Consider the following 19,640-nt stretch of genomic DNA (forward strand, 5'->3'; position numbering starts at 1 on the left):
AAAAATAAAATGTTGTCATTGTGATTTGCCATACTTAATGGCATTTGCGCGAAGTATTTTAAGGAGTTTTATTCGTCATTGTGAGCGGATTTTCATAAAATCCGTGCGGCAATCCATACTATAATGCAAGGAAAGTAGATTGCTACGCAAAATCTAACGATTTTTTAAAAAAATGCGCTTTGCTTGCTTTTCTCACCCTGCTTTGCTTGCAACGATTGAATAAAAATAAAGCAAATTCTAGCAATGAAAAATATACATAATAAATTGCCGTGAATTTGATAGCACAAATTTTTATAATGACAATTTTCAAATCCCGTGTAGATGGGTTAATGCGAGTGTGTTCCTTGTCGTATTAAGGTTTTTTTAAAAGCCAAAGCAACTCTAAATATCAAAATACAAACAGAGATATTTCGCTAACGCTAAATATGACAACAATAGAGAATCTTTTGTCGCTCCGCTAAATATGGCAATTTATAGCGTGTTGGTTGGCGCGAATGGATACTTCTATTTTGCAAAAAATCTAAGCGTGGCAAAAAGTCGTCTATAAATGTAATCTATAAATATGCAAATGTTAGATTTTGCTTTTTTGCAATTTGTAAAAATCAACACCAAAATGGCTAAATCTAGTCGTAAATACGATAATAGTTGGCTATAATCAAAGTTTGTTTTGCACCTTTATCTACAAATATCCACGAAAAAAATTATTTGAATCTTTTAACCACGATTTATATGGCTTAAAAAATCAACCTAAAAAAATCAAAATCAACAAAAAACAAAAATCTAGGAGTATAGATGAGTTACCATATATTAGCGATTTTGGGCTTGGCAGGCAAAGACAAAGAAGGCAACTTTACAAAAGCTACTTATAGTAAGGATTCCACGCTGGTTTTGCCACTGCTAAAAAATGGCGAGTTTCACAACTCCACGCATTGTCTAATCGATAGTTTTGGCGAAAATGCAACTTATACTTTTATCGGCACAAGTGAATCTATCAAATATCAAAATGATATTTTTGACACATTGCCACAATGCAAGGCGATTTTTGAAAAATATCCGCCTTTGGTGTTGCGAGATTCAAATGAAATCGAAGCGATTTTTCATCAAATAATCGAATCTATCAAAAACAGCAACAGCGAAAATATCATTTTAGACATTACGCACGGATTCCGTCATCAGCCCATTATCGCTAGTTTTGCAAGCACTTTGGCGCAAATAAATACCAAAAAATCCATAACGCTACTTTTTGCAAAAACGCAAGGCAAAGATTCGCAAGGGCGCGATTTGTTTCAATATACAAGTTTGAAGCGATACTCACAAATAAGCCTTATTGCGCTTTGTTTGAATACATTTGTGCAAACTTTGAGCGTGCCAGAGATGCCCTCTTTAGCAGGAAATAATCTTATCAAAGCATTAAACGATTTTTCTAAATCGTTGTTTGCAAATGCGTTTAATGATATATTCAAAAACCTAGATAAAGCACTTTTTGAATTACAAAAAGCCAAAAATAATGATGAGTTTATAGGGACAAAATCTATTTTAGATGAAGTGTTAGATATTTTGAATAAGTTTTTAGACATTAAAAACGCAAAAAAAGATTATGCTAAACACCATAAAATAGCAAAGATTATGCACCAAACAGGATTTTATCTCATCGCTGCGACTTATATTTATGAAGCGATTGGGCTTTATATTGTAGATGATTTTGACAAGCAAGGTTTTATAAACAAAGCGATTTGTAATGAATATGATTTGACAAATGCTGTAAGATATTTTGTCTTAACAGGAAATAAACCAAATCAAACAAAAGACAAAAAAGATGCATTAAAAAATTTTGATGAACTAACCATTTACAGAGATAATAATCAAGAAAAATTTGAATCTTGGCAAAAACTGCTTGCACAAATAAAACGATTTAGAAATGATTTAGCACATATAGCCAAAGATACAAAATACGATACCAAAAATATTGGTGGCACTCTCAATAGAGCGTTACAAGATTTAGAGCAAATCACAAACCAAAATCCACACAATAATGATTCAAAAACATTTGGCGAATCAAAACATAGTGACGGTGCTTTGCAAGCACAACTACAAAAACTAAAGAATCACTAATGTCAAAAACACTATTTATCCTGCTAAATCACAGACTAAACGATGAGCAAAAAAGCGAGGCAAAGACGCGATTTGGCATAGAAAATTTTATAGATTTGACAAATGAAAAATGGAGCAATATACCGCCTGAGTTAGAATGCTTAGATGGGATTTTAGAGGAGTTTAAATCCGCTCTAAAATCTAGCGCAAAAAGCGGGGATTACTTGCTTGTGCAGGGCGATTTTGGTGCGACTTATGCGATGATACGATACGCGCTAAATTTGGGCGTAATCCCCATATACGCCACGACAAAGCGCGTAGTCATCGAAATGGAAGAAAATGGCGTAACGATTAGCAAAAAATCGTTTGCGCACGAGCGATTTAGGGTTTTTAGCGAGTAGATTTTGGGCTTGCTAATAAATCGTGTGCGATAGATTTTGGCGATAAAGCGTGCAAATCAAATCTAAAATCAAAATCTAGCAAAGTAGTAAAATGTTTGAATTTTGTAAAATCTCTGTGCTAGCTAGAGATAGGCATAAGCCACCATTTTTTGTCGGCTCTAGGCTTCGCGGTGGGCTAGGATACGCGCTAAAATCCATCGTTTGTATAAAAGAAAGCAGAGAGTGCAAAAACTGCGAGTTTGCGACATCGTGCGTGTTTTTTAGATTTTATGAAAGCAAAAATGTTTATCACAATTTTCGTTTTGATTTTGAGCTAGGGATGAGCAGGTATGATTTTAGTTTTTATCTATTTGGGAGAGAGGTAGAAAACGCCCCCATAATCATCGCAAGCTTGCATAAAATGCTATGTGAAAACGGGCTAGAATCTAGTGGTAAAAAGATACTATTTAGCGATATTTTTATATTTGTAAATGATAATTTTTGCTTTGGCAGTAGGGATAAAAAAGGGCTACAAATGCCACTAGATTTTGCGCAAAAATTTATAGCAAATGATGAATCAAAAGATTTTGCCTCACGCGCTAGGGTTTTGTTTATCACGCCACTTCGTATCAAAAAGCATAATCTTTTTGTGAGGGATTCTAGCTTGGAGCTAGGCGATATACTTCGCTCGATTTACGCTCGCAAGCTAAGTTTGAACGATATGGAGCGAGAGAAAATGCCAGATTTTGCAGGCAAAATCACTAGGCAAAATCTAACCTATATCGATACTTTTCGCAAAAGTAACTCACAACAAACAAGTATGAATCTAGGGGGGCTTGTAGGCGAGATTTTACTTGAGGGGCTAGATAGGCAAAGTTATGAAATGCTAAAACTAGGCGAGATAATAGCCGTAGGCAAACAATGCTCTTTTGGGCTAGGCAAAATAGAAGTTTTGCAAGATTTGGGGTAGCTTTTTGGCTAAAACAGCTTGAGTAGATTGTTTTTTATTAGTATCTGTGCGAAAAACAAAAAAACTAAGGTAGAAAAATGGAGTATGTTTGGTTAAAAGAGGTAGATTCTACACAGGAGGAGTTAAAACGCATTCTTGCAAAATCTGCTATCGTAAAAAATGCAAATGATAATAAAGCTAGCAAAAAATCTACTCTACAAACTAAGATGACAGATTTTACATTGCCACCTAAATTTTCATCAAAATGCGACACAAAATCCAAACGCTTCCCCAAACTAGAATCTAAAGAATTGTGCGTTATAGCCGATATGCAAACTGCTGGCGTAGGATCTAGGGGCAATTCGTGGAAAAATGTAAAAGATTCTCTTATGTTTTCATTTACTTTTTTATCCCCTCCAAAAGATTTGCCAAAGCAAAGTGTGGCTTTGTATTTGGGATTTGTTTTCAAAGAAGTGCTTGTGTCTCTAGGCTCGGCTGTGTGGCTAAAATACCCAAATGATTTGTATGTAGGAAATAGCAAAATTGGGGGGATTTTAGTTAGCATTTACCAAAATCATTATTTGTGTGGAATCGGACTAAATTTGCAAAGTGTAGAATTTGGTAGCCTAGATATTAAGCCAAAAAAATGCGAGATTTTGGATAAATATTTTAAAATTTTGCAAAAACCTCCAACTTGGAAACAAATTTTTAATAAATATAGGCTAGAATTTTATAAAAATTTTTCTTTTTCCTTTCATTTCAAAGGGGAGTGCATAAGTCTAAAAGAAGCTACTTTGCGCGAAGATGGAGCTTTGGAAGTGGGTGGAGAGATGATTTATAACCTAGATAGATAAAATTAGCGGAGAAGTAGCGATGTGTGAAGTCATAACCATAGCAAATCAAAAAGGTGGAGTAGGAAAAACCACGACAGCGGTAAATCTAGCGGCGTGTCTAGCAGCAGCAGAAAAAAAGGTGTTGCTTATAGATTTTGATTCTCAAGCAAATGCGACAAGGAGCTTGGGGCTTCGCCGCACAAAGATAGAATCAAACATTTATCATGTGCTTATGGATAGCAAAAAAATCACTGAAGTCATACAAAAAACAGATATAGAATTTATGGATATTGTCCCATCAGACATTGCGCTAGTGGGCATCGAAAAGAGTTTTTGGGCAAATAAAGAGGGCAGAGAGCTAATCTTAAAGAAAAAAATCGCTGAAGTGCAAGAACGATATGACTTTATCATCGTAGATTCTCCACCTGCTTTGGGTCCGCTAACTGTAAATGCGCTTGCAGCGGCAAATTCTGTGATTATTCCTGTGCAATGCGAATATTATGCTTTGCAAGGTGTTACCCAACTGCTAAATACCATAAAACTCGTCAAAGAAAACGGAATCAACCCCACGCTAAAAGTGCGCGGACTTCTACCCACAATGTATGCAGCGCAAAACAACCTTCACAAACAAGTTTTAACCGAGCTTAGAGAGTATTTTGATACAAATCTTTTCAAAAAAGATGAAAAACCAAAAAATACAGAAAGTATCGAGCCATATATTGTTATTCCACGAAATATTAAACTTGCTGAGTGTCCTAGCTTTGGCAAACCAATCATAGAATACGATGTAAAATCTAGTGGCAGTGTAGCTTATCAAGATTTAGCCGAAGTCATTTTGCGAGGAGCGTAAGTTGGCAAAGAAGCAAAAAAAAGCACTTGGGAGCGGGCTAGCTGAGCTACTTGGCGATACTATGCACGCTTATGAAGAGGAACTTAGCAATGCTAGGGATTCTAGCGGTCGGGTGGCTAGAGAGTTTGAGATTGTCGAGCTAGAAGTGGATAAAATCCACCCAAATCCATATCAGCCACGCAAAAATTTCGATGAAGAATCCCTAAAAGAGCTAGCAAAATCGCTAGAGGAAGATGGGCAGATACAGCCTATCGTAGTTTATGAAGATGATGGGAAATATTTTTTAATCGCGGGTGAGCGTAGATTGCGTGCTAGCAAAATCGCAAAGAGGGCAAATATTAAGGCGATTATTGATAGCTCTTTTAAAAGTAAGCTACGAGAAATCGCATTGATAGAAAACATACAGCGAGAGGATTTAAATGCTATTGAGCTTGCAAACTCATATCAAGCACTGATTGATGAGCACAATATCACGCACGAGGAGCTAGCAAAGAAGCTAAAAAAATCCCGCACTCAAATCACAAATACTCTGCGACTACTTCAGCTGGGGGAGTATGCGCAAAATCTAATATTAGATGGGAAAATCACGCAAGGGCACGCCAAAGTGATGGTAGGACTTAGTCAAAAAGACCAACAAGTCTTAGCAGATTCTATCATTGGACAGAAGCTATCTGTAAGCGATACGGAAAACCTAGCCAAGAATCTAAAAAATTCCGCAGGTGGAGCTAAGCAACCTAAAATCAAAAGAGAATCTAATAAAGAGGCAGATTCTATATTAGATGAGTTAAAAGAGCTACAAGAGGTTTTTGTATCTTTTGGCATAAGCGCGCAGATTTCAAGCAAAAGTGTTACAATTCAACCCAAAAGAGATCAAATTTTGTGGTTAATTGAGAAGTTAAAATCTTAAATTTAAGATTAGTTTGCTACAATATCCAAATGCCATCAAACAAAAACTTAAGAAAGGACTAAGATGAGTATCACTATACCAGACCCGTATCTAATGTCGCTAGTGTTTGTTGTATTTTTGATTACGATGTTTTTGCTAAATGTGTGGTTATTTAAGCCTTTGATAGGTTTTATGGACGAGCGCGAAGCAACACTGCGCAAAGATTTGGATTTAGTAAGTAGTAGCGATACTCAAGTCCAAGAGATACAACAACAAATCCAAGATATACTCTCTACTGCTAGAAATCACTCAAGCGAAATCCTCCAAAAAGCTACCAATGACGCAAAGGCTCTCTATGAAGCGAATGTGCAAAAAAAACAAGAAGAGCTAGCAAAAAAACTGCAAGATTTTAGAGCGAATTTAGACAAACAAAAAGAAGTAAGCAAAAAAGAGTTGCTTGCTTCTTTGGGTGAGTTTGAGGACGCACTTAAACTCAAAATAAAACAACTATAATAGCTATTAAGGAGAATCTATGAAAATTGCACATAATACAAAATGGTTTGTTAGGCTTATGCTTTTTGTAGGTTTGTTGCCAAGTATATCTTTTGCTTCTGGTGCAGTAGATATTTCACAGACTGACTTTACGGTGCGAGTGATAAACTTTGTGATTTTTGTGGCGATTGTGTGGTATTTTGTTGTGCCGTATTTGAAAAATATCTTGCAAACTCGAAAGGATAGTATCTCAAAGCGATTTGAGGAAGTCCAAGAAAAAATGAAATCTGCCAAAAAAGCAAAAGAACAAGCAAATAAACAACTTGATGATGCCAAGAAAAAAGCAGATGAAATCATAGCCTTTGCAAAACAAGAGGCAAGCAATATCGCAAAACGATATGATGAGCTATACAAGACAGATGCAGAAAATCTAAACAAAAGTAGCCAAGCAGTTATGGAATTTGAAGAGAGAAAGATGTGCGAAGAAATCGTCCAAGCGGTGCTAAAAGAGCTATTTAATGGAAAGGCTGGGGACATTAGTAGCGATGAATATGTGAGAATCTTGCGAAAAAAGGTGGCATAAATGGAAGAGATTATCGCAAAAAAATACGCCCAAGCACTTATTAAAACTTATGATAATGCTATGCTAAAAAAGCTCACAGAAGTTTTGTGCGAGGCTTGTAAAGCGTTTGAAGTGGAGAAGTTTAGGGATATTATTCATTCTCCCTATGTATCAAAAGCTAAGAAAAAAGATTTGTTGTTGTCTTTGCTAGATAATCAAAAAGAGTTTGCAAATTTTGTAGATTTGCTTATACAAAATGCCCGCATAGAGCTTATGCCTTTTATTGCTGAGATTTTGCAAAAGCATTTGCGAAGCCTGCAAAATCAGCATAAGGCGATTTTATATGCAAATAAAAACCTAGATTCTGGCACGATTGATAGCATTGCCAAAAGTCTCTCAAATCGACTTGGTGCTAAGCTTAGCATAGAGCAATCCCAAGCCAAAATCGATGGCATCAGGCTGGTAGTAGAGGATTTGGGAGTAGAGATTTCTTTTCTTAAAAAGAAATTTTTTGATGATTTGCAATCCCATATTTTAAAGGCGATTTAGTATTGTATTTATCCCAAAAGTAAAGGAGAAAAAGAAGTGGCACAGAAACTAAAATCAGAAGAAATCAGCTCAATAATCAAAGAAAAAATTAGTAGCTTTGATGTAAAAATCGACATATCCGAGACAGGTAAAGTTATCGCTTATGCCGATGGTGTGGCGAAAGTATATGGGCTAAAAAATGTAATGTCCTATGAAATGGTGGAGTTTGACACAGGAGATTTTGGACTTGCTTCAAACTTAGAGGAAGGTAGCGTTGGTGTCGTTATCTTAGGTAATGGTAGCAAAATCAAAGAGGGTGCTTCTGTCAAAAGGCTAAACAAACTTATGAAAGTCCCCGTAGGAGACTCAGTAGTAGGACGCGTCATCAATACTATTGGCGAGCCAATCGATGGCAAAGGCGCGATAGAGGCGAGTGAGTATCGATTTGTCGAGGAAAAAGCCCCCGGTATTATGGATAGAAAATCTGTCCACGAGCCATTGCAAACGGGGTTAAAAGCTATTGACGCGCTTGTGCCAATCGGTCGCGGGCAACGCGAGCTAATCATCGGCGATAGACAGACAGGCAAAACAACAGTCGCCATAGATACAATCATCAACCAAAAAGGACAAGATGTTATTTGTATATATGTGGCTATCGGGCAAAAAGAATCCACCGTCGCACAAGTGGTGCGCAAGCTTGAAGAACACGGGGCTATGGAATATACCGTCATTGTCAATGCGCCTGCTTCTTCCTCTGCTGCTATGCAATATCTTGCTCCATATACAGGCGTAACTATTGGCGAATATTTTAGGGATAATGCACGACACGCACTCATTATTTACGATGATTTAAGCAAGCACGCGGTTGCATATCGAGAGATGAGTTTGATTTTGCGCAGACCTCCCGGTCGTGAAGCATTCCCCGGCGATGTATTTTATATCCACTCTCGCTTGTTGGAGCGCGCTGCAAAATTATCTGATGAAAAAGGTGCTGGCTCACTAACTGCATTGCCTATCATCGAAACTCAAGCAGGCGATGTCTCAGCATATATCCCTACAAATGTTATTTCTATTACCGATGGGCAGATTTTCTTAGAAACAGATTTGTTTTATTCAGGTGTTCGTCCTGCGATAAATGTAGGACTATCTGTATCGCGAGTGGGTGGTGCAGCGCAAATCAAAGCTACCAAACAAGTAGCTGGCACATTGCGACTAGATTTGGCACAATATAGAGAGCTTCAAGCATTTTCACAATTTGCCTCCGATTTGGACGAGGTAAGTCGAAAACAGCTAGAGAGAGGGCAAAGAATGGTGGAAGTGCTTAAGCAACCACCTTATTCTCCATTGCCTATTGAGCGACAGGTAGTAGCGATTTTTGCTGGAGCGCACGGATTTTTAGATGATATTCCTGCCAATAAAGTTGGGCATTTTGAAAACGACTTGTATCCATTTTTAGAAGCGAAGTATCCTAAGATTTTTGAGGGTATTCGTAGTAAAAAAGCACTTGATAAGGATTTAGAGGCAAGTCTTACAAAGGCATTAGAAGAATACAAACTAAGCTTTAGCTAGGGAGTAGAAAATGGGAAATAATCTAAAAGAGATTAGGACGAAAATCAGCAGTGTCAAAAGCACCCAAAAAACGACACGTGCTATGAAACTTGTATCTACTTCAAAGCTAAAAAAAGCTGAAGAAATGGCAAAGCGTTCTAGAGCTTTCCACGATAGGTTAAATGAAGTATTTGAAGATGTGGTATCAAAAATGCGAGTGCGTGGGCTAGAAAACATCAATAGTCGCTTTTTTATTAACCTAAAAAATAAAGAAGTAAAAAAGGTTGATATTGTGTTTATTACTGCGGATAAAGGTCTTTGTGGCGGGTTTAATGCAGCAACCATTAAAGAAGTGTTGCGACTTATTGCTGATTTTAAATCAAAAGGCGTTAAGGTGCGACTTCGTGGCGTTGGCAAAAAAGGCATAGCATATTTTACTTTCAATGAAATTGAGATTTTGGATAAAGTTACAGGGCTTAGCTCTTCGCCTGATTTTGAACGAGCAAGTGAATTTATTATGCAAGTAACCAAAGACTACTTAGATGGATTGACAGATGAAGTGATTTTGGTGCATAATGGATTTAAGAACAAAATATCCCAAGAACTAAAAGTAAAATCTATCTTGCCACTAGGCTACAAACTTGAGCAAGTCATCGCCGAGATGGAGGAGGATACTACTCCACAAGAGACGATTACTATTGAGCCTGATGATGACGAAGATGCCGTGCTAGACCAAGCGGCGCAAAAATACATAGAATATAATATGTATTACGCGCTTATAGATTCTCTAGCAGCAGAGCATAGTGCGCGAATGCAGGCTATGGACACAGCCACAGAGAATGCAGGCGAGCTAGTAAGGGAGCTTACTATCTCTTATAACAAAGCGCGACAAGAAGCGATTACTACCGAGCTAGTAGAAATCAACGCAGGCGCGGAATCTATGAAATAAAGGAGATTAAATGGAATCAAAAGAAGGAAAAATAGTCCAAGTCATAGGACCTGTGGTAGATGTCGATTTTGACTCATATCTACCTTTTATCAACGAAGCGTTAGATATTGTTTATGATTTTGATGGCAAAAAGAAAAATCTTGTCTTAGAAGTCGCAGCGCATTTGGGGGATAACCGTGTGCGTGCAATCGCTATGGATATGACAGAGGGGCTTACTCGCGGACAAGCAGTAGTCGCAAGAGGCGAGATGATAACTGTGCCTGTAGGTGAAGCCGTGTTAGGCAGAATCTTTAATGTCATCGGCGAGGTTGTCGATGGCGGTGCGCCTGTAAAAAGCGATTTGCGATGGGCTATCCACAGAGAAGCACCAAAATTTGAAGAGCAAAGCACAAAGACAGAGATTTTTGAAACAGGCATAAAGGTTGTTGATTTGCTTGCCCCTTACTCCAAAGGTGGTAAAGTAGGGCTTTTTGGTGGTGCAGGTGTTGGCAAGACCGTTGTCATTATGGAGCTTATCCATAATGTCGCTTACAAACATAGTGGATATTCGGTGTTTGCAGGTGTGGGTGAGCGCACAAGAGAGGGAAATGACCTTTACCACGAAATGAAAGAAGGTGGCGTCATAGACAAAGTCGCACTTTGCTATGGGCAGATGAATGAGCCACCGGGTGCTAGAAACAGAATCGCGTTTGCGGGGCTAACTATGGCGGAATATTTCCGTGATGAAAAAGGGCTAGATGTGCTTATGTTTATTGATAATATTTTCCGCTATGCGCAATCAGGCTCTGAAATGTCGGCGTTGCTAGGCAGAATCCCATCTGCTGTGGGATACCAGCCAACTCTAGCAAGCGAAATGGGCAAGCTCCAAGAGAGAATCACTTCTACCAAAAAAGGCTCTATCACTTCTGTCCAAGCGGTATATGTGCCAGCCGATGACTTGACTGACCCTGCTCCTGCGAGTGTTTTTTCTCATTTAGATGCAAGAACCGTGCTAAATCGTAAAATAGCAGAAAAAGGAATCTATCCTGCGGTAGATCCGCTTGACTCATCATCAAGAATGCTAGACCCACAAATCGTAGGCGAAGAGCATTATCAAATTGCCACAGGTATCCAACAAATCCTCCAAAAATACAAAGATTTGCAAGATATTATCGCTATTTTGGGAATGGACGAGCTATCCGAAGAGGATAAAAAAGTGGTGGAGCGAGCAAGAAAGATTGAAAAATTCTTATCTCAACCATTCTTTGTCGCCGAAGTATTTACAGGAAGCGCAGGTAAATATGTCGCATTAGAAGATACGCTTGAAGGGTTTAAGGGAATCTTAGAGGGCAAGTATGACCATATCCCTGAAAACGCATTTTATATGGTAGGAAACATACAAGAAGCAGTCCAAAAAGCAGAGAGTATGAAAAAAGCGTAAAGGTTGCTGTATGGAAAAATTAAATCTAAGCATTGTAACGCCTTATGGCGAAATATTCTCTGGGCAGGTGGATTCTATCACTATGCCGGGCGTAGAGGGGGAGTTTGGCGTTTTTTATGGACATAGCAACCTTTTGTCATTACTAAAAGCAGGCGTGATAGAGTTTGCCTATGACAATAAGCGCGAACTTGTGGCTATCGACTGGGGGTATGCAGATGTAAGTGCTACAAAAGTTAGCATTATCGCAAATGGTGCGGTGGCAATCGGCGGAAATGATGAAAGTGCGATTTCTGCTGGGATTGATAGTGCTAGAAAATTACTTGAAGATGCTAGTGATGATAGAGTGGCGATTTCTTCGGTTGTCTCTCGTATCGAGCAAGTTGTAAAAAGTGGAATCTAAGGAAATCAAAAAGTATGAGTTCGTTGTTTATATTTTTTGAGGAATCTAGCCCCATCACTCTTTTTACTCTTGTGTGGCTATCGTTTTATTTTGTTGTTACGCTGTGGATATTTTTTTATAAATACTTCTCTATCTCTAGTATGTGCAAAGAGGAGCAAGAATCGTTAGATGCGATTTTGCAAGGGCAGCAGAGATTTCCAAAAGATGCGTTATTTTTTAATACCGAGCACGGGCTAAAGACGGGGATTTTTTCTATTTGGAAAAATAAAACCATAAAAGAGGCAAGCACAGGGCTATCATTTTTAAGCATTATTGCTTCGACCTCGCCTTTTATAGGGCTATTTGGCACGGTGGTTGAGATTTTAGATGCGTTTGGTAGGCTTGGTAGCACGGGACAAATTTCTTTTGATGTGATAGCTCCCGTCATTTCAAAAGCCCTTATTGCCACAGCAGCGGGGATTTTGACGGCGATTCCAGCTTATACATTTTTTTTAAGTTTGAAACGAAAAGTGTATGATTTGGGTGTGTATGTGCAAATGCAGATAGATTATGTAGTCCCTGCACATAAGTATTAAAATCTTTTTAATAGCAAGATGGGTGCATAAATATGGACGAGAATTTTTTGTGGGAGGATAAACCAGAGCTAAATATCACTCCCCTTGTAGATATTATGCTAGTGCTTCTTGCTATACTTATGGTTACCACCCCTACAATCGTATATCAAGAAGATATTACCCTCCCCAAAGGCACAAAAACCAATAAAAGAGCATTGGATAATACCTTAGAAATCCGCATAGACAAAGACAAAAAAGTCTATATCAAAAACAACTCTTATGAATATAAAGCATTCCCTGATAGTTTTAACTTACTTGCCAGACAATACGACAAAAAAGAAACTCCTGTATTTATCCGTGGCGATGAGCGACTAAACTATGAAACAATAATGTTTATACTAAAATCTGTCAAAGAAGCAGGATTTCAAAAAATTTCTCTTGTAACAAGTGGGTAAAAAATGCTTCAAAAAAGTGAGATTCCTTTTATTTATAGCGGTATTAGTGCTTTTTTGGTGTATTTTTTTGTCCTATTTTTGTTGCTATTTAATTTCACTCCACTTTTTAAAACCAAATACATTCCGCGCACAAGCACGATTTTGGAGCAATCTATCGCCATAAGCATAGCCGAGCCCAAAAAATCCCAAAAACAAGACAAAAAAAGTGCGGGCACTCCTGTGGAGGGAATGGGGATAAAAGAGATGTTTTCTAGCATAGCTGATGCAGAGATAATCCCTCCCATAGAAGCTGATGACAGAAGTCAAATCGCTAAAAATACCCAAGATAAAAGCGAAAAAAATGCCCTCCAAGCCCTCCAAGAAGAAATCGAAAAAATCCGCGATGAAATCAAAGCTATGGATAATAAACAGATCGATGCGCAATCCCAAACCCTCTCCCCAGAATTTGCCGATGGAAAGTATGATGAATGGTATGGGCAAATATATGATATTATTTATCGCAAATGGAATCCGGGATTTTATCAATCATATCAAGGCGCGGTTGTTAGCACGCTAGTGCAGATAAGTGCTAGCGGTGATTTTAGTTATCGTGTGGTAAGGTTATCTAAATTTGATGGATTAAATGAGGGCGTTGTTGAGCTATTAGATTCGTTTTTGACGGAGAATTTTCCACCACACCCAGAGGGCAAAGCGGTGCAGATTGATATGAATTTCCGCATAGATTCTAACTAGATTTTCTTGCATATTTTTTTATGCTATGTGCTAGAATCTCACTAACTTTTTAAAACAAAGGAATAATATGAAAAAACGCGTTTTTTTGAAAGGATTTTTTGTAGTTTTGGGATTATTTGTGAATGTGGCTTTTGGCGCAGATGCGACTATGGATATTGTAAAAAGTGTCCAAAGAATGCCAAAAATCGAAGTAGGATATATCCCCACAGGAGAGTCTCTCACAGCAAAAAGGGCTTATAAAGTGCTTATGGGGGATTTAAATGTATCGGGGCATTTTGAGCCAAGCGATGGCAACGCATACAGCAAAGCAAGCATAGATTATAGTATTTATCAAGCAAAAAAGATTGATTTGGTAGCGATTGTAGAAGTAAAAAAAGAAAACAAGGCATACAAAGCGACATTGCGACTTTATGATATAAACTCTTCAAATCTAAGTATCAACAAAACCTATCAAATTGCAGATTCTCAACTATATCCATTTGCCGCACATAAAATGGCTATTGACATAAACAAATACATTAAAGCCCCTTCGATTGATTGGATGAGTAGGTATGTGGTATATTCACAATACACCGTATCAGGACTTGCAAATATCGTCCTTAGCGATTATACGCTTACTTATAATCAAACCATTGTTACAGGTGGGCTAAATATTTTTCCAAAATGGGCAGATTCTAGTCAAAAAGAAATCTACTTCACGCGTTACTTGCCATTGCCTACGATTATCCGTTACAATATTTATACAGGGGAGAGTGAAAGGCTTGTCGATAGTCAGGGAATGGCAGCTGTTTCGGATGTAAGCAAAGATGGTAAAAAACTTCTAATCACTCTTGCGCCACGCAAACAAACCGATATTTATCTCTATGATACCAAAAGCAAAAAACTAAGCCAGATGACAAAATATCCCGGGATTGATGTCTCGGGCGCGTTTATCAAAAACGACAATGAAATGGTATTCATTTCTGATAGGCTTGGCACGCCAAATGTCTATTCTAAAGCACTAAATCTAAACGCCCCAGCCCAACAAGTCGTTTTTCACGGCAGGAATAATAATTCTGTTAGTTCTTTTGGGGATTATATCGCGTATGCGAGTCGCGAGAGCAATAATGAATTTGGTCCAAATATTTTTAATATTTATATTATTTCTACCAAAAGCGATTATATCCGCAGGCTTACAGCTGTGGGCAATAATCAAATGCCAAAATTCTCTCAAGACGGCGGAAGTGTGATGTTTTTGAAACATACAGCAAATTCATCTGCGATTGGCGTGATACGACTTGACTATAATAAAAGTTTTTTATTTCCTCTTACAAATGCCACAGGGATACAATCATTTGATTGGTAATAGCTATGCGTAAGGAGGCAAAAGATGCGAGTTGCAAAATGTATTTTTGTGTTTTTGATTGCGAGTTTTGGGCTAGGATTTTTAGCTTGCGCAAGCGCAAAATCTAAGACTACAAAGACGCAAGATTTTAGCACTTTGCTTGAGACGCAAGACATAGAGCAAATTATTCAAAATCAGGCAAAATCATTGCTAAGCAAACATTTTGTCAAAAAGCTAGAATCTAAAAAAGTAATCACTATAAGTGAAATGCAAAATGCCACAAGCGAACATATAGACTCATTTATTGTAAGGTTTAAAACACTTATAGATGAAAAATTTGTTTTTACAAATGCTATCACAAATAACAATAAAGAATCTATGATAGTGGATTCTAGGGCTTTGAGAGAAAATGAAGAATACAATCAATACACCACCAAAGAAAAAGGGAATTTGCTAGCACCTGATTACGCTTTGCGTGGCAGGCTTAATATGACACACAAGGCAAATGGCAAAAAGACAACAATCAATATAGAGCTAACTTTGACATTAACAGACTTAGATAGTGGCATAGAGGTGTGGAGCAATGCAGAATCTATCGCAAAACTTATCCCCTCAAGCGAGGCGTATAAATACGGGATCGGCAAGCAATCGCCGTCAAAACAAATAACATATAACTAGTGGATAACGATATATAATCAATGTATCGCAAGCCATCAAAAGCCAGATAAAAGTGCGTGTTTCAAACTATTGCGATTAGGCGTGCCAAAGTCTAATAATTGCAATGTGGATAGTTGCCAAAAAATCGGCAATATCTATGGCGTAATAGGCAGGTGGCAAGATGCAATGATGTATTATAGAGAAGCAATAGACCAAGGCGATAGTGACGCATATAGTGTGCTAGCATATAGCTTTGAGATAATGGGCGCATTTAGCCACGCGATAAAGTATTATAAAATCTCGTGCGAGCAATATGGCGATTATGATGCGTGCGGGAATCTAGGTGGATTATATGGCAGGGAAGAGGATTATACCAGTGCTAAAACATATTGGGAAATAGCGTGTGAAAAAGCAGGACCAGCATTTAGAGCGCAATCTTGTATGGATTTGGGGATTATCTTTTATGAGGGAAAAAGTGTGCGCAAAGATTATGCAAAATCTAGCCTTTATTACACAAAATCTTGTGAGCTAGATAATGCGCTTGCTTGTAATCAGCTAGGTAGTCTCTATGCGGAGGGGCAGGGCGTGCGCAAAGATATATCCATTGCTAAGAGATATTTTGGCAAGGCTTGTGATTTGGGCGAGCAGGTGGGGTGTTCAAATTGGAAAATATTTAGAGAAACAAAGGATACAAACACGCTAGATTCTAGGGGCTATGACTATGATAATATACACGAGAGTGTGGATTAAACGCGTTTAATATAGTGTTTTGTGCGTTTTTTTTGCGAGGTATATTGTTTAAAAATTAAGGTATAAAAACGCTGTGTAGAGATAGAATATTTCATTAACAATAACCACAGATGATGAAGTTTAAATGGCAAAATTTTTCAATGCAAAATTCCCTATAAAAGCCTAAAATCCGCATAAAAAACGCAAAAAATAACAAAATGTTTATGTTTATTATGTTAAAATCGTGCTTTTAATCTCAAACATAAAGGAGTCCCCTTATGAAGAAGTTTATGTTATTTGGTGTGGCTTTTGCACTTGTTTTGATGACAGGCTGTGGAAACAAAGAGGTCGAAGTTGGTTCTGATATAGATGATGAGACTGACACAGAAGTATATCAAGGAGCTAGAGGCTCAGGTGGTGGTAGAGGTGGCGCAGGCGGTGCGTTTGGAGATGGCACAGATGCAGGCGAAACCATAGGAAGTGTGTATTTTGATTTTGATAGATTTAATATCCGCGGAGATATGCAATCTGTCATAGATGAAGCCGCAAGAAACATAAAAGGCAAGCAAAGCTATCAAGTAACTATTGAGGGCAATGCTGATGAGCGCGGAACAGATGAGTATAACTACGCACTTGGCACAAAACGCGCAATCGCAGTGCGAGACGCGCTATCTCTAAAAGGCGTAAATCCTGCTAATATACGCGTGATTAGCTTTGGTGAGAGCAAACCACTATGCACAGAGCAAACCGAAGAATGCTATCAGCAAAATCGCAGAGGAGATATACGCGTGATAGGTAGCACTTATCCTGCGCAATAGTTTAATAGCTGGACTCTATTAGCTCTTTTTGATTTTGTGTAGCATAGCAAATTTAGACATACAAAAAGCGCGAAAGATGACAAAGACAGAGAGCGTAAGCATTTGTAGCGTTTTTTGTTTTTTCTTTTTTGTATGTTTTGTATTTTTGCAAAGCCTTGTAGCAGAGCCATCAGCTTTTGAGCTACAAAGCGGTGCTACCAAAAAAGAGCTAAAAAACCTTCAAAACACGAATAAAAATCTTGAAAATATTGCCATTGACTACAACACTAGAATCCAAGTCCTAGAGCAATCTCAAGAGGGTTTGCAAAGCATCATCGAAGGACAATCTTTGCGTATAAAGCAACTTTTGGATTTATCAAACGGGCAAGAAACAAGGATAAAAACGCTAGAATCTAATTTGGATTTTGCAAATAATGTCATTAGTGAGCTAAAAGAGCAAGTGAAAACGCTTACAAATAAGCTAGAAGAGGCAAGCGCGCTAAGCGCAAAAGCTAATAGTGAAATACTAAAAAAACTAGAATCTTTAGAAAAAAATCCAAACACCGCAGGGCAAAAAGCAAACGAGGGCAAAAAAAGCGAAGCTAAAACAAACACCACAAAATCTAGCAATGCTGATAAAAATACGGATAAGCCCGAGCAAAAATTAGCAGATAAAAACAACAAAATAGAAAAATCAAATTCTGCAAGTGAGTTTCCAAAAGAGTTTAAAAATTTGCCAAAACAAGAAGTCTATGAGCAAGCCCAAAAGCTATATAAGCAAAAAAACTTTGATGAAGCAAATGTGCGATATAAGTGGCTTGCAGAGAGTGAGTATAAAGCGGGATTTTGCTACTACATACTTGGCGAAATCGCCTATAAGCAGGCAAAATACCAAGAAGCAATCGTGTATTTTAAGCGCAGTGTGGCAAAAGATGACAAAGCGAGCTATATGCCTGTGATTTTGTGGCATACTGCGTGGGCTTTTAAATACACAAAAGACTTAGAAAATTACGAGAAATTTTTAGATTTTCTCATCGCTTCTTATCCTGATTCTGAGCAGGGTAAAAAAGCAAAAAATCTCAAAAAAACCAACACTACAAAAAAGGACACAAAATGAGCCAAAACACACAAAACCAAGTCATATCCATACTCTATGAAGTAAAAAACGCAGAAGACAATCAAATCCTTGATAGCAACCTAGAATCTAAACCATTAGAGTTTTTGCTAGGTGCTGGGCAAGTCATAAGCGGGCTTGAAAAAGCTGTGGCTAACGCCAAAAAAGGCGATAAACTAAACCTATCTATCGCTCCAGAGGACGCGTATGGAATCTACCAGCCAGATTTTTTGCAAGAAGTGCCAAAAGAGCAGTTTGAGGGAATCTCACTTTCAAAAGGAATGACGCTTTTTGGACAGGCAGAAGATGGGCAGACCGTGCAAGTTATCGTAAAAGATTTTAATGATTCTAGTGTGATAGTTGATTACAATCACCCATTAGCAGGAAAGACATTGCTTTTTGATGTCGAAATCACAGATATACGCGAAGCTACGCCTGATGAGATTTTGCAAGGCAGAGTAGGTGGGGGTTGCTGTGGTGGAGGCTGTGGCTGTGGCGATTTAGCAGAATCTGCGGATTCTATGGGCGGACATCATCACGAGCATAGCCATGAGCACGGCGGAGGTGGTTGCTGTGGCGGTGGTTGTGGTTGCCATTAAGACAAGGGAAATCTTATTTACATTTTTACAAATGCGATTAGTTTTTGCAAATAGACTAAACACCATAAAAGCCCCCAAAAAGTTTTATCTATGAAAATTTATAAAAACCACTCTCAAACAATTTTAGAAAAAAATTTTTTGCTAGATTTTGCGATTAGATTTTGTATATTGCCACTTTTTGTGTTGTCGTTTTTTATGGCGGGTGCGGCGTTTGGATTTGGCGAGGATATTCGCACGATAAAGGCGGACTTTATCCAAAAAACTATTAGCCAAGAAAACACACTTGAATACAGCGGGACACTGCTTGCCAAAGCCCCAGCCAAAGCTAAATGGGCATATGAAAAACCCACCAAAAAAGAGATTTATATCAATGGTAAAAAAACTACCATATATGAGCCATTTTTGGAGCAAGTAAGCATAGGCAATGCAAAAAATAAAATCGATTTTATACAAATCCTGCGCGAGGCAAAACTCCAAAAAGATGGCAAATATCATAGCATTTTTGAGGATACGGACTATGCGCTTACATTGCAGGGGCAAATGCCTAAAAAGCTAGAATTTAGCGATGAATATGATAATGTCGTAGAAATCATTTTTGAGCGAGTGCGGATAAATGAGCCAATAGATGATAAGGAATTTCATTTTGTGATTCCACCAAATGTGGATATTATCAAGCCTTAGATTTTAGCTATAAACGCAGTTTAGGTGCTTTTATCAATATTCATCATAAAAGCAAGAAAAAGCAAAATTGCGTGTAAGTTGTTAGTAATTTTGTAAGATTATAAATGTTT

23 protein-coding genes are annotated in these 19,640 nt (G+C 38.0%); all 23 read left to right on the forward strand.

Annotation, left to right across the window (positions count from 1 at the left end):
• Positions 1–792 precede the first annotated feature (792 nt).
• Entirely contained in the window at positions 793–2,112 is a 1,320-nt protein-coding gene (locus ACWIX0_RS09930) for a TM1812 family CRISPR-associated protein (RefSeq protein WP_454173849.1), read from the forward strand.
• Entirely contained in the window at positions 2,112–2,492 is a 381-nt protein-coding gene (gene csx20, locus ACWIX0_RS09935; protein WP_454173850.1) for a CRISPR-associated protein Csx20, read from the forward strand. The genes ACWIX0_RS09930 and csx20 overlap by 1 nt, the downstream gene beginning before the upstream one ends.
• 91 nt (positions 2,493–2,583) lie before the next feature.
• Positions 2,584–3,441 carry a CRISPR system precrRNA processing endoribonuclease RAMP protein Cas6 gene (gene cas6 / locus ACWIX0_RS09940; RefSeq protein WP_454173851.1) on the forward strand — a complete coding sequence of 286 codons (858 nt, stop codon included), beginning with the start codon at positions 2,584–2,586 and terminating at the stop codon, positions 3,439–3,441.
• A gap of 77 nt (positions 3,442–3,518) precedes the next feature.
• Entirely contained in the window at positions 3,519–4,274 is a 756-nt protein-coding gene (locus ACWIX0_RS09945; protein ID WP_454173852.1) for a biotin--[acetyl-CoA-carboxylase] ligase, read from the forward strand.
• A 19-nt stretch (positions 4,275–4,293) separates the two neighbouring features.
• Positions 4,294–5,103: a ParA family protein gene (locus tag ACWIX0_RS09950; RefSeq protein WP_454173853.1), complete on the forward strand. Its 810-nt coding sequence runs from the start codon at positions 4,294–4,296 to the stop codon at positions 5,101–5,103.
• Between the two features lies 1 nt (position 5,104).
• Positions 5,105–6,010, forward strand: coding sequence for a ParB/RepB/Spo0J family partition protein (locus tag ACWIX0_RS09955; protein ID WP_454173854.1), 906 nt, complete (start codon positions 5,105–5,107; stop codon positions 6,008–6,010).
• Between the two features lie 63 nt (positions 6,011–6,073).
• Positions 6,074–6,502: a F0F1 ATP synthase subunit B family protein gene (locus tag ACWIX0_RS09960; protein ID WP_454173855.1), complete on the forward strand. Its 429-nt coding sequence runs from the start codon at positions 6,074–6,076 to the stop codon at positions 6,500–6,502.
• Positions 6,503–6,521: 19 nt separating this feature from the next.
• Positions 6,522–7,064, forward strand: a complete 543-nt coding sequence (locus tag ACWIX0_RS09965; RefSeq protein WP_454173856.1) for a F0F1 ATP synthase subunit B — start codon at positions 6,522–6,524, stop codon at positions 7,062–7,064.
• Positions 7,065–7,592: a F0F1 ATP synthase subunit delta gene (locus ACWIX0_RS09970; RefSeq protein ID WP_454173857.1), complete on the forward strand. Its 528-nt coding sequence runs from the start codon at positions 7,065–7,067 to the stop codon at positions 7,590–7,592.
• A 36-nt stretch (positions 7,593–7,628) separates the two neighbouring features.
• Positions 7,629–9,140, forward strand: coding sequence for a F0F1 ATP synthase subunit alpha (gene atpA, locus ACWIX0_RS09975; protein WP_454173858.1), 1,512 nt, complete (start codon positions 7,629–7,631; stop codon positions 9,138–9,140).
• A gap of 10 nt (positions 9,141–9,150) precedes the next feature.
• Positions 9,151–10,068, forward strand: a complete 918-nt coding sequence (atpG, locus tag ACWIX0_RS09980; RefSeq protein ID WP_454173859.1) for an ATP synthase F1 subunit gamma — start codon at positions 9,151–9,153, stop codon at positions 10,066–10,068.
• 10 nt (positions 10,069–10,078) lie between these two features.
• A complete protein-coding gene (gene atpD / locus ACWIX0_RS09985) occupies positions 10,079–11,488 on the forward strand; it encodes a F0F1 ATP synthase subunit beta (RefSeq protein ID WP_454173860.1) in 1,410 nt (469 codons plus the stop codon).
• A 10-nt stretch (positions 11,489–11,498) separates the two neighbouring features.
• Positions 11,499–11,888: an ATP synthase F1 subunit epsilon gene (atpC, locus tag ACWIX0_RS09990; RefSeq protein ID WP_454173861.1), complete on the forward strand. Its 390-nt coding sequence runs from the start codon at positions 11,499–11,501 to the stop codon at positions 11,886–11,888.
• A 14-nt stretch (positions 11,889–11,902) separates the two neighbouring features.
• Positions 11,903–12,463, forward strand: coding sequence for a MotA/TolQ/ExbB proton channel family protein (locus tag ACWIX0_RS09995; protein ID WP_454173862.1), 561 nt, complete (start codon positions 11,903–11,905; stop codon positions 12,461–12,463).
• Positions 12,464–12,489: 26 nt separating this feature from the next.
• Positions 12,490–12,897 carry a biopolymer transporter ExbD gene (locus ACWIX0_RS10000; protein ID WP_454173871.1) on the forward strand — a complete coding sequence of 136 codons (408 nt, stop codon included), beginning with the start codon at positions 12,490–12,492 and terminating at the stop codon, positions 12,895–12,897.
• Between the two features lie 3 nt (positions 12,898–12,900).
• Positions 12,901–13,629 (forward strand): TonB C-terminal domain-containing protein, encoded by a 729-nt coding sequence (locus ACWIX0_RS10005; protein ID WP_454173863.1) that lies wholly within the window; start codon positions 12,901–12,903, stop codon positions 13,627–13,629.
• A 67-nt stretch (positions 13,630–13,696) separates the two neighbouring features.
• The gene (tolB, locus tag ACWIX0_RS10010; protein WP_454173864.1) at positions 13,697–14,974 is read left to right on the forward strand and encodes a Tol-Pal system protein TolB; all 1,278 of its coding nucleotides are present in this window, start codon (positions 13,697–13,699) and stop codon (positions 14,972–14,974) included.
• Positions 14,975–14,998: 24 nt separating this feature from the next.
• The gene (locus tag ACWIX0_RS10015) at positions 14,999–15,631 is read left to right on the forward strand and encodes a hypothetical protein (RefSeq protein ID WP_454173865.1); all 633 of its coding nucleotides are present in this window, start codon (positions 14,999–15,001) and stop codon (positions 15,629–15,631) included.
• 81 nt (positions 15,632–15,712) lie between these two features.
• Entirely contained in the window at positions 15,713–16,360 is a 648-nt protein-coding gene (locus ACWIX0_RS10020; RefSeq protein ID WP_454173866.1) for a tetratricopeptide repeat protein, read from the forward strand.
• A 257-nt stretch (positions 16,361–16,617) separates the two neighbouring features.
• Complete coding sequence (gene pal, locus ACWIX0_RS10025) at positions 16,618–17,157, forward strand: peptidoglycan-associated lipoprotein Pal (RefSeq protein WP_454173867.1); 540 nt, start codon at positions 16,618–16,620, stop codon at positions 17,155–17,157.
• A 76-nt stretch (positions 17,158–17,233) separates the two neighbouring features.
• A complete protein-coding gene (locus ACWIX0_RS10030; protein WP_454173868.1) occupies positions 17,234–18,253 on the forward strand; it encodes a hypothetical protein in 1,020 nt (339 codons plus the stop codon).
• Positions 18,250–18,849: an FKBP-type peptidyl-prolyl cis-trans isomerase gene (locus ACWIX0_RS10035; RefSeq protein WP_454173869.1), complete on the forward strand. Its 600-nt coding sequence runs from the start codon at positions 18,250–18,252 to the stop codon at positions 18,847–18,849. The genes ACWIX0_RS10030 and ACWIX0_RS10035 overlap by 4 nt, the downstream gene beginning before the upstream one ends.
• 90 nt (positions 18,850–18,939) lie before the next feature.
• Positions 18,940–19,530, forward strand: coding sequence for a LolA-like outer membrane lipoprotein chaperone (lolA, locus tag ACWIX0_RS10040; protein ID WP_454173870.1), 591 nt, complete (start codon positions 18,940–18,942; stop codon positions 19,528–19,530).
• The last annotated feature ends 110 nt before the right edge of the window (positions 19,531–19,640 follow it).

The sequence above is a fragment of the Helicobacter sp. T3_23-1059 genome, from assembly GCF_053654515.1.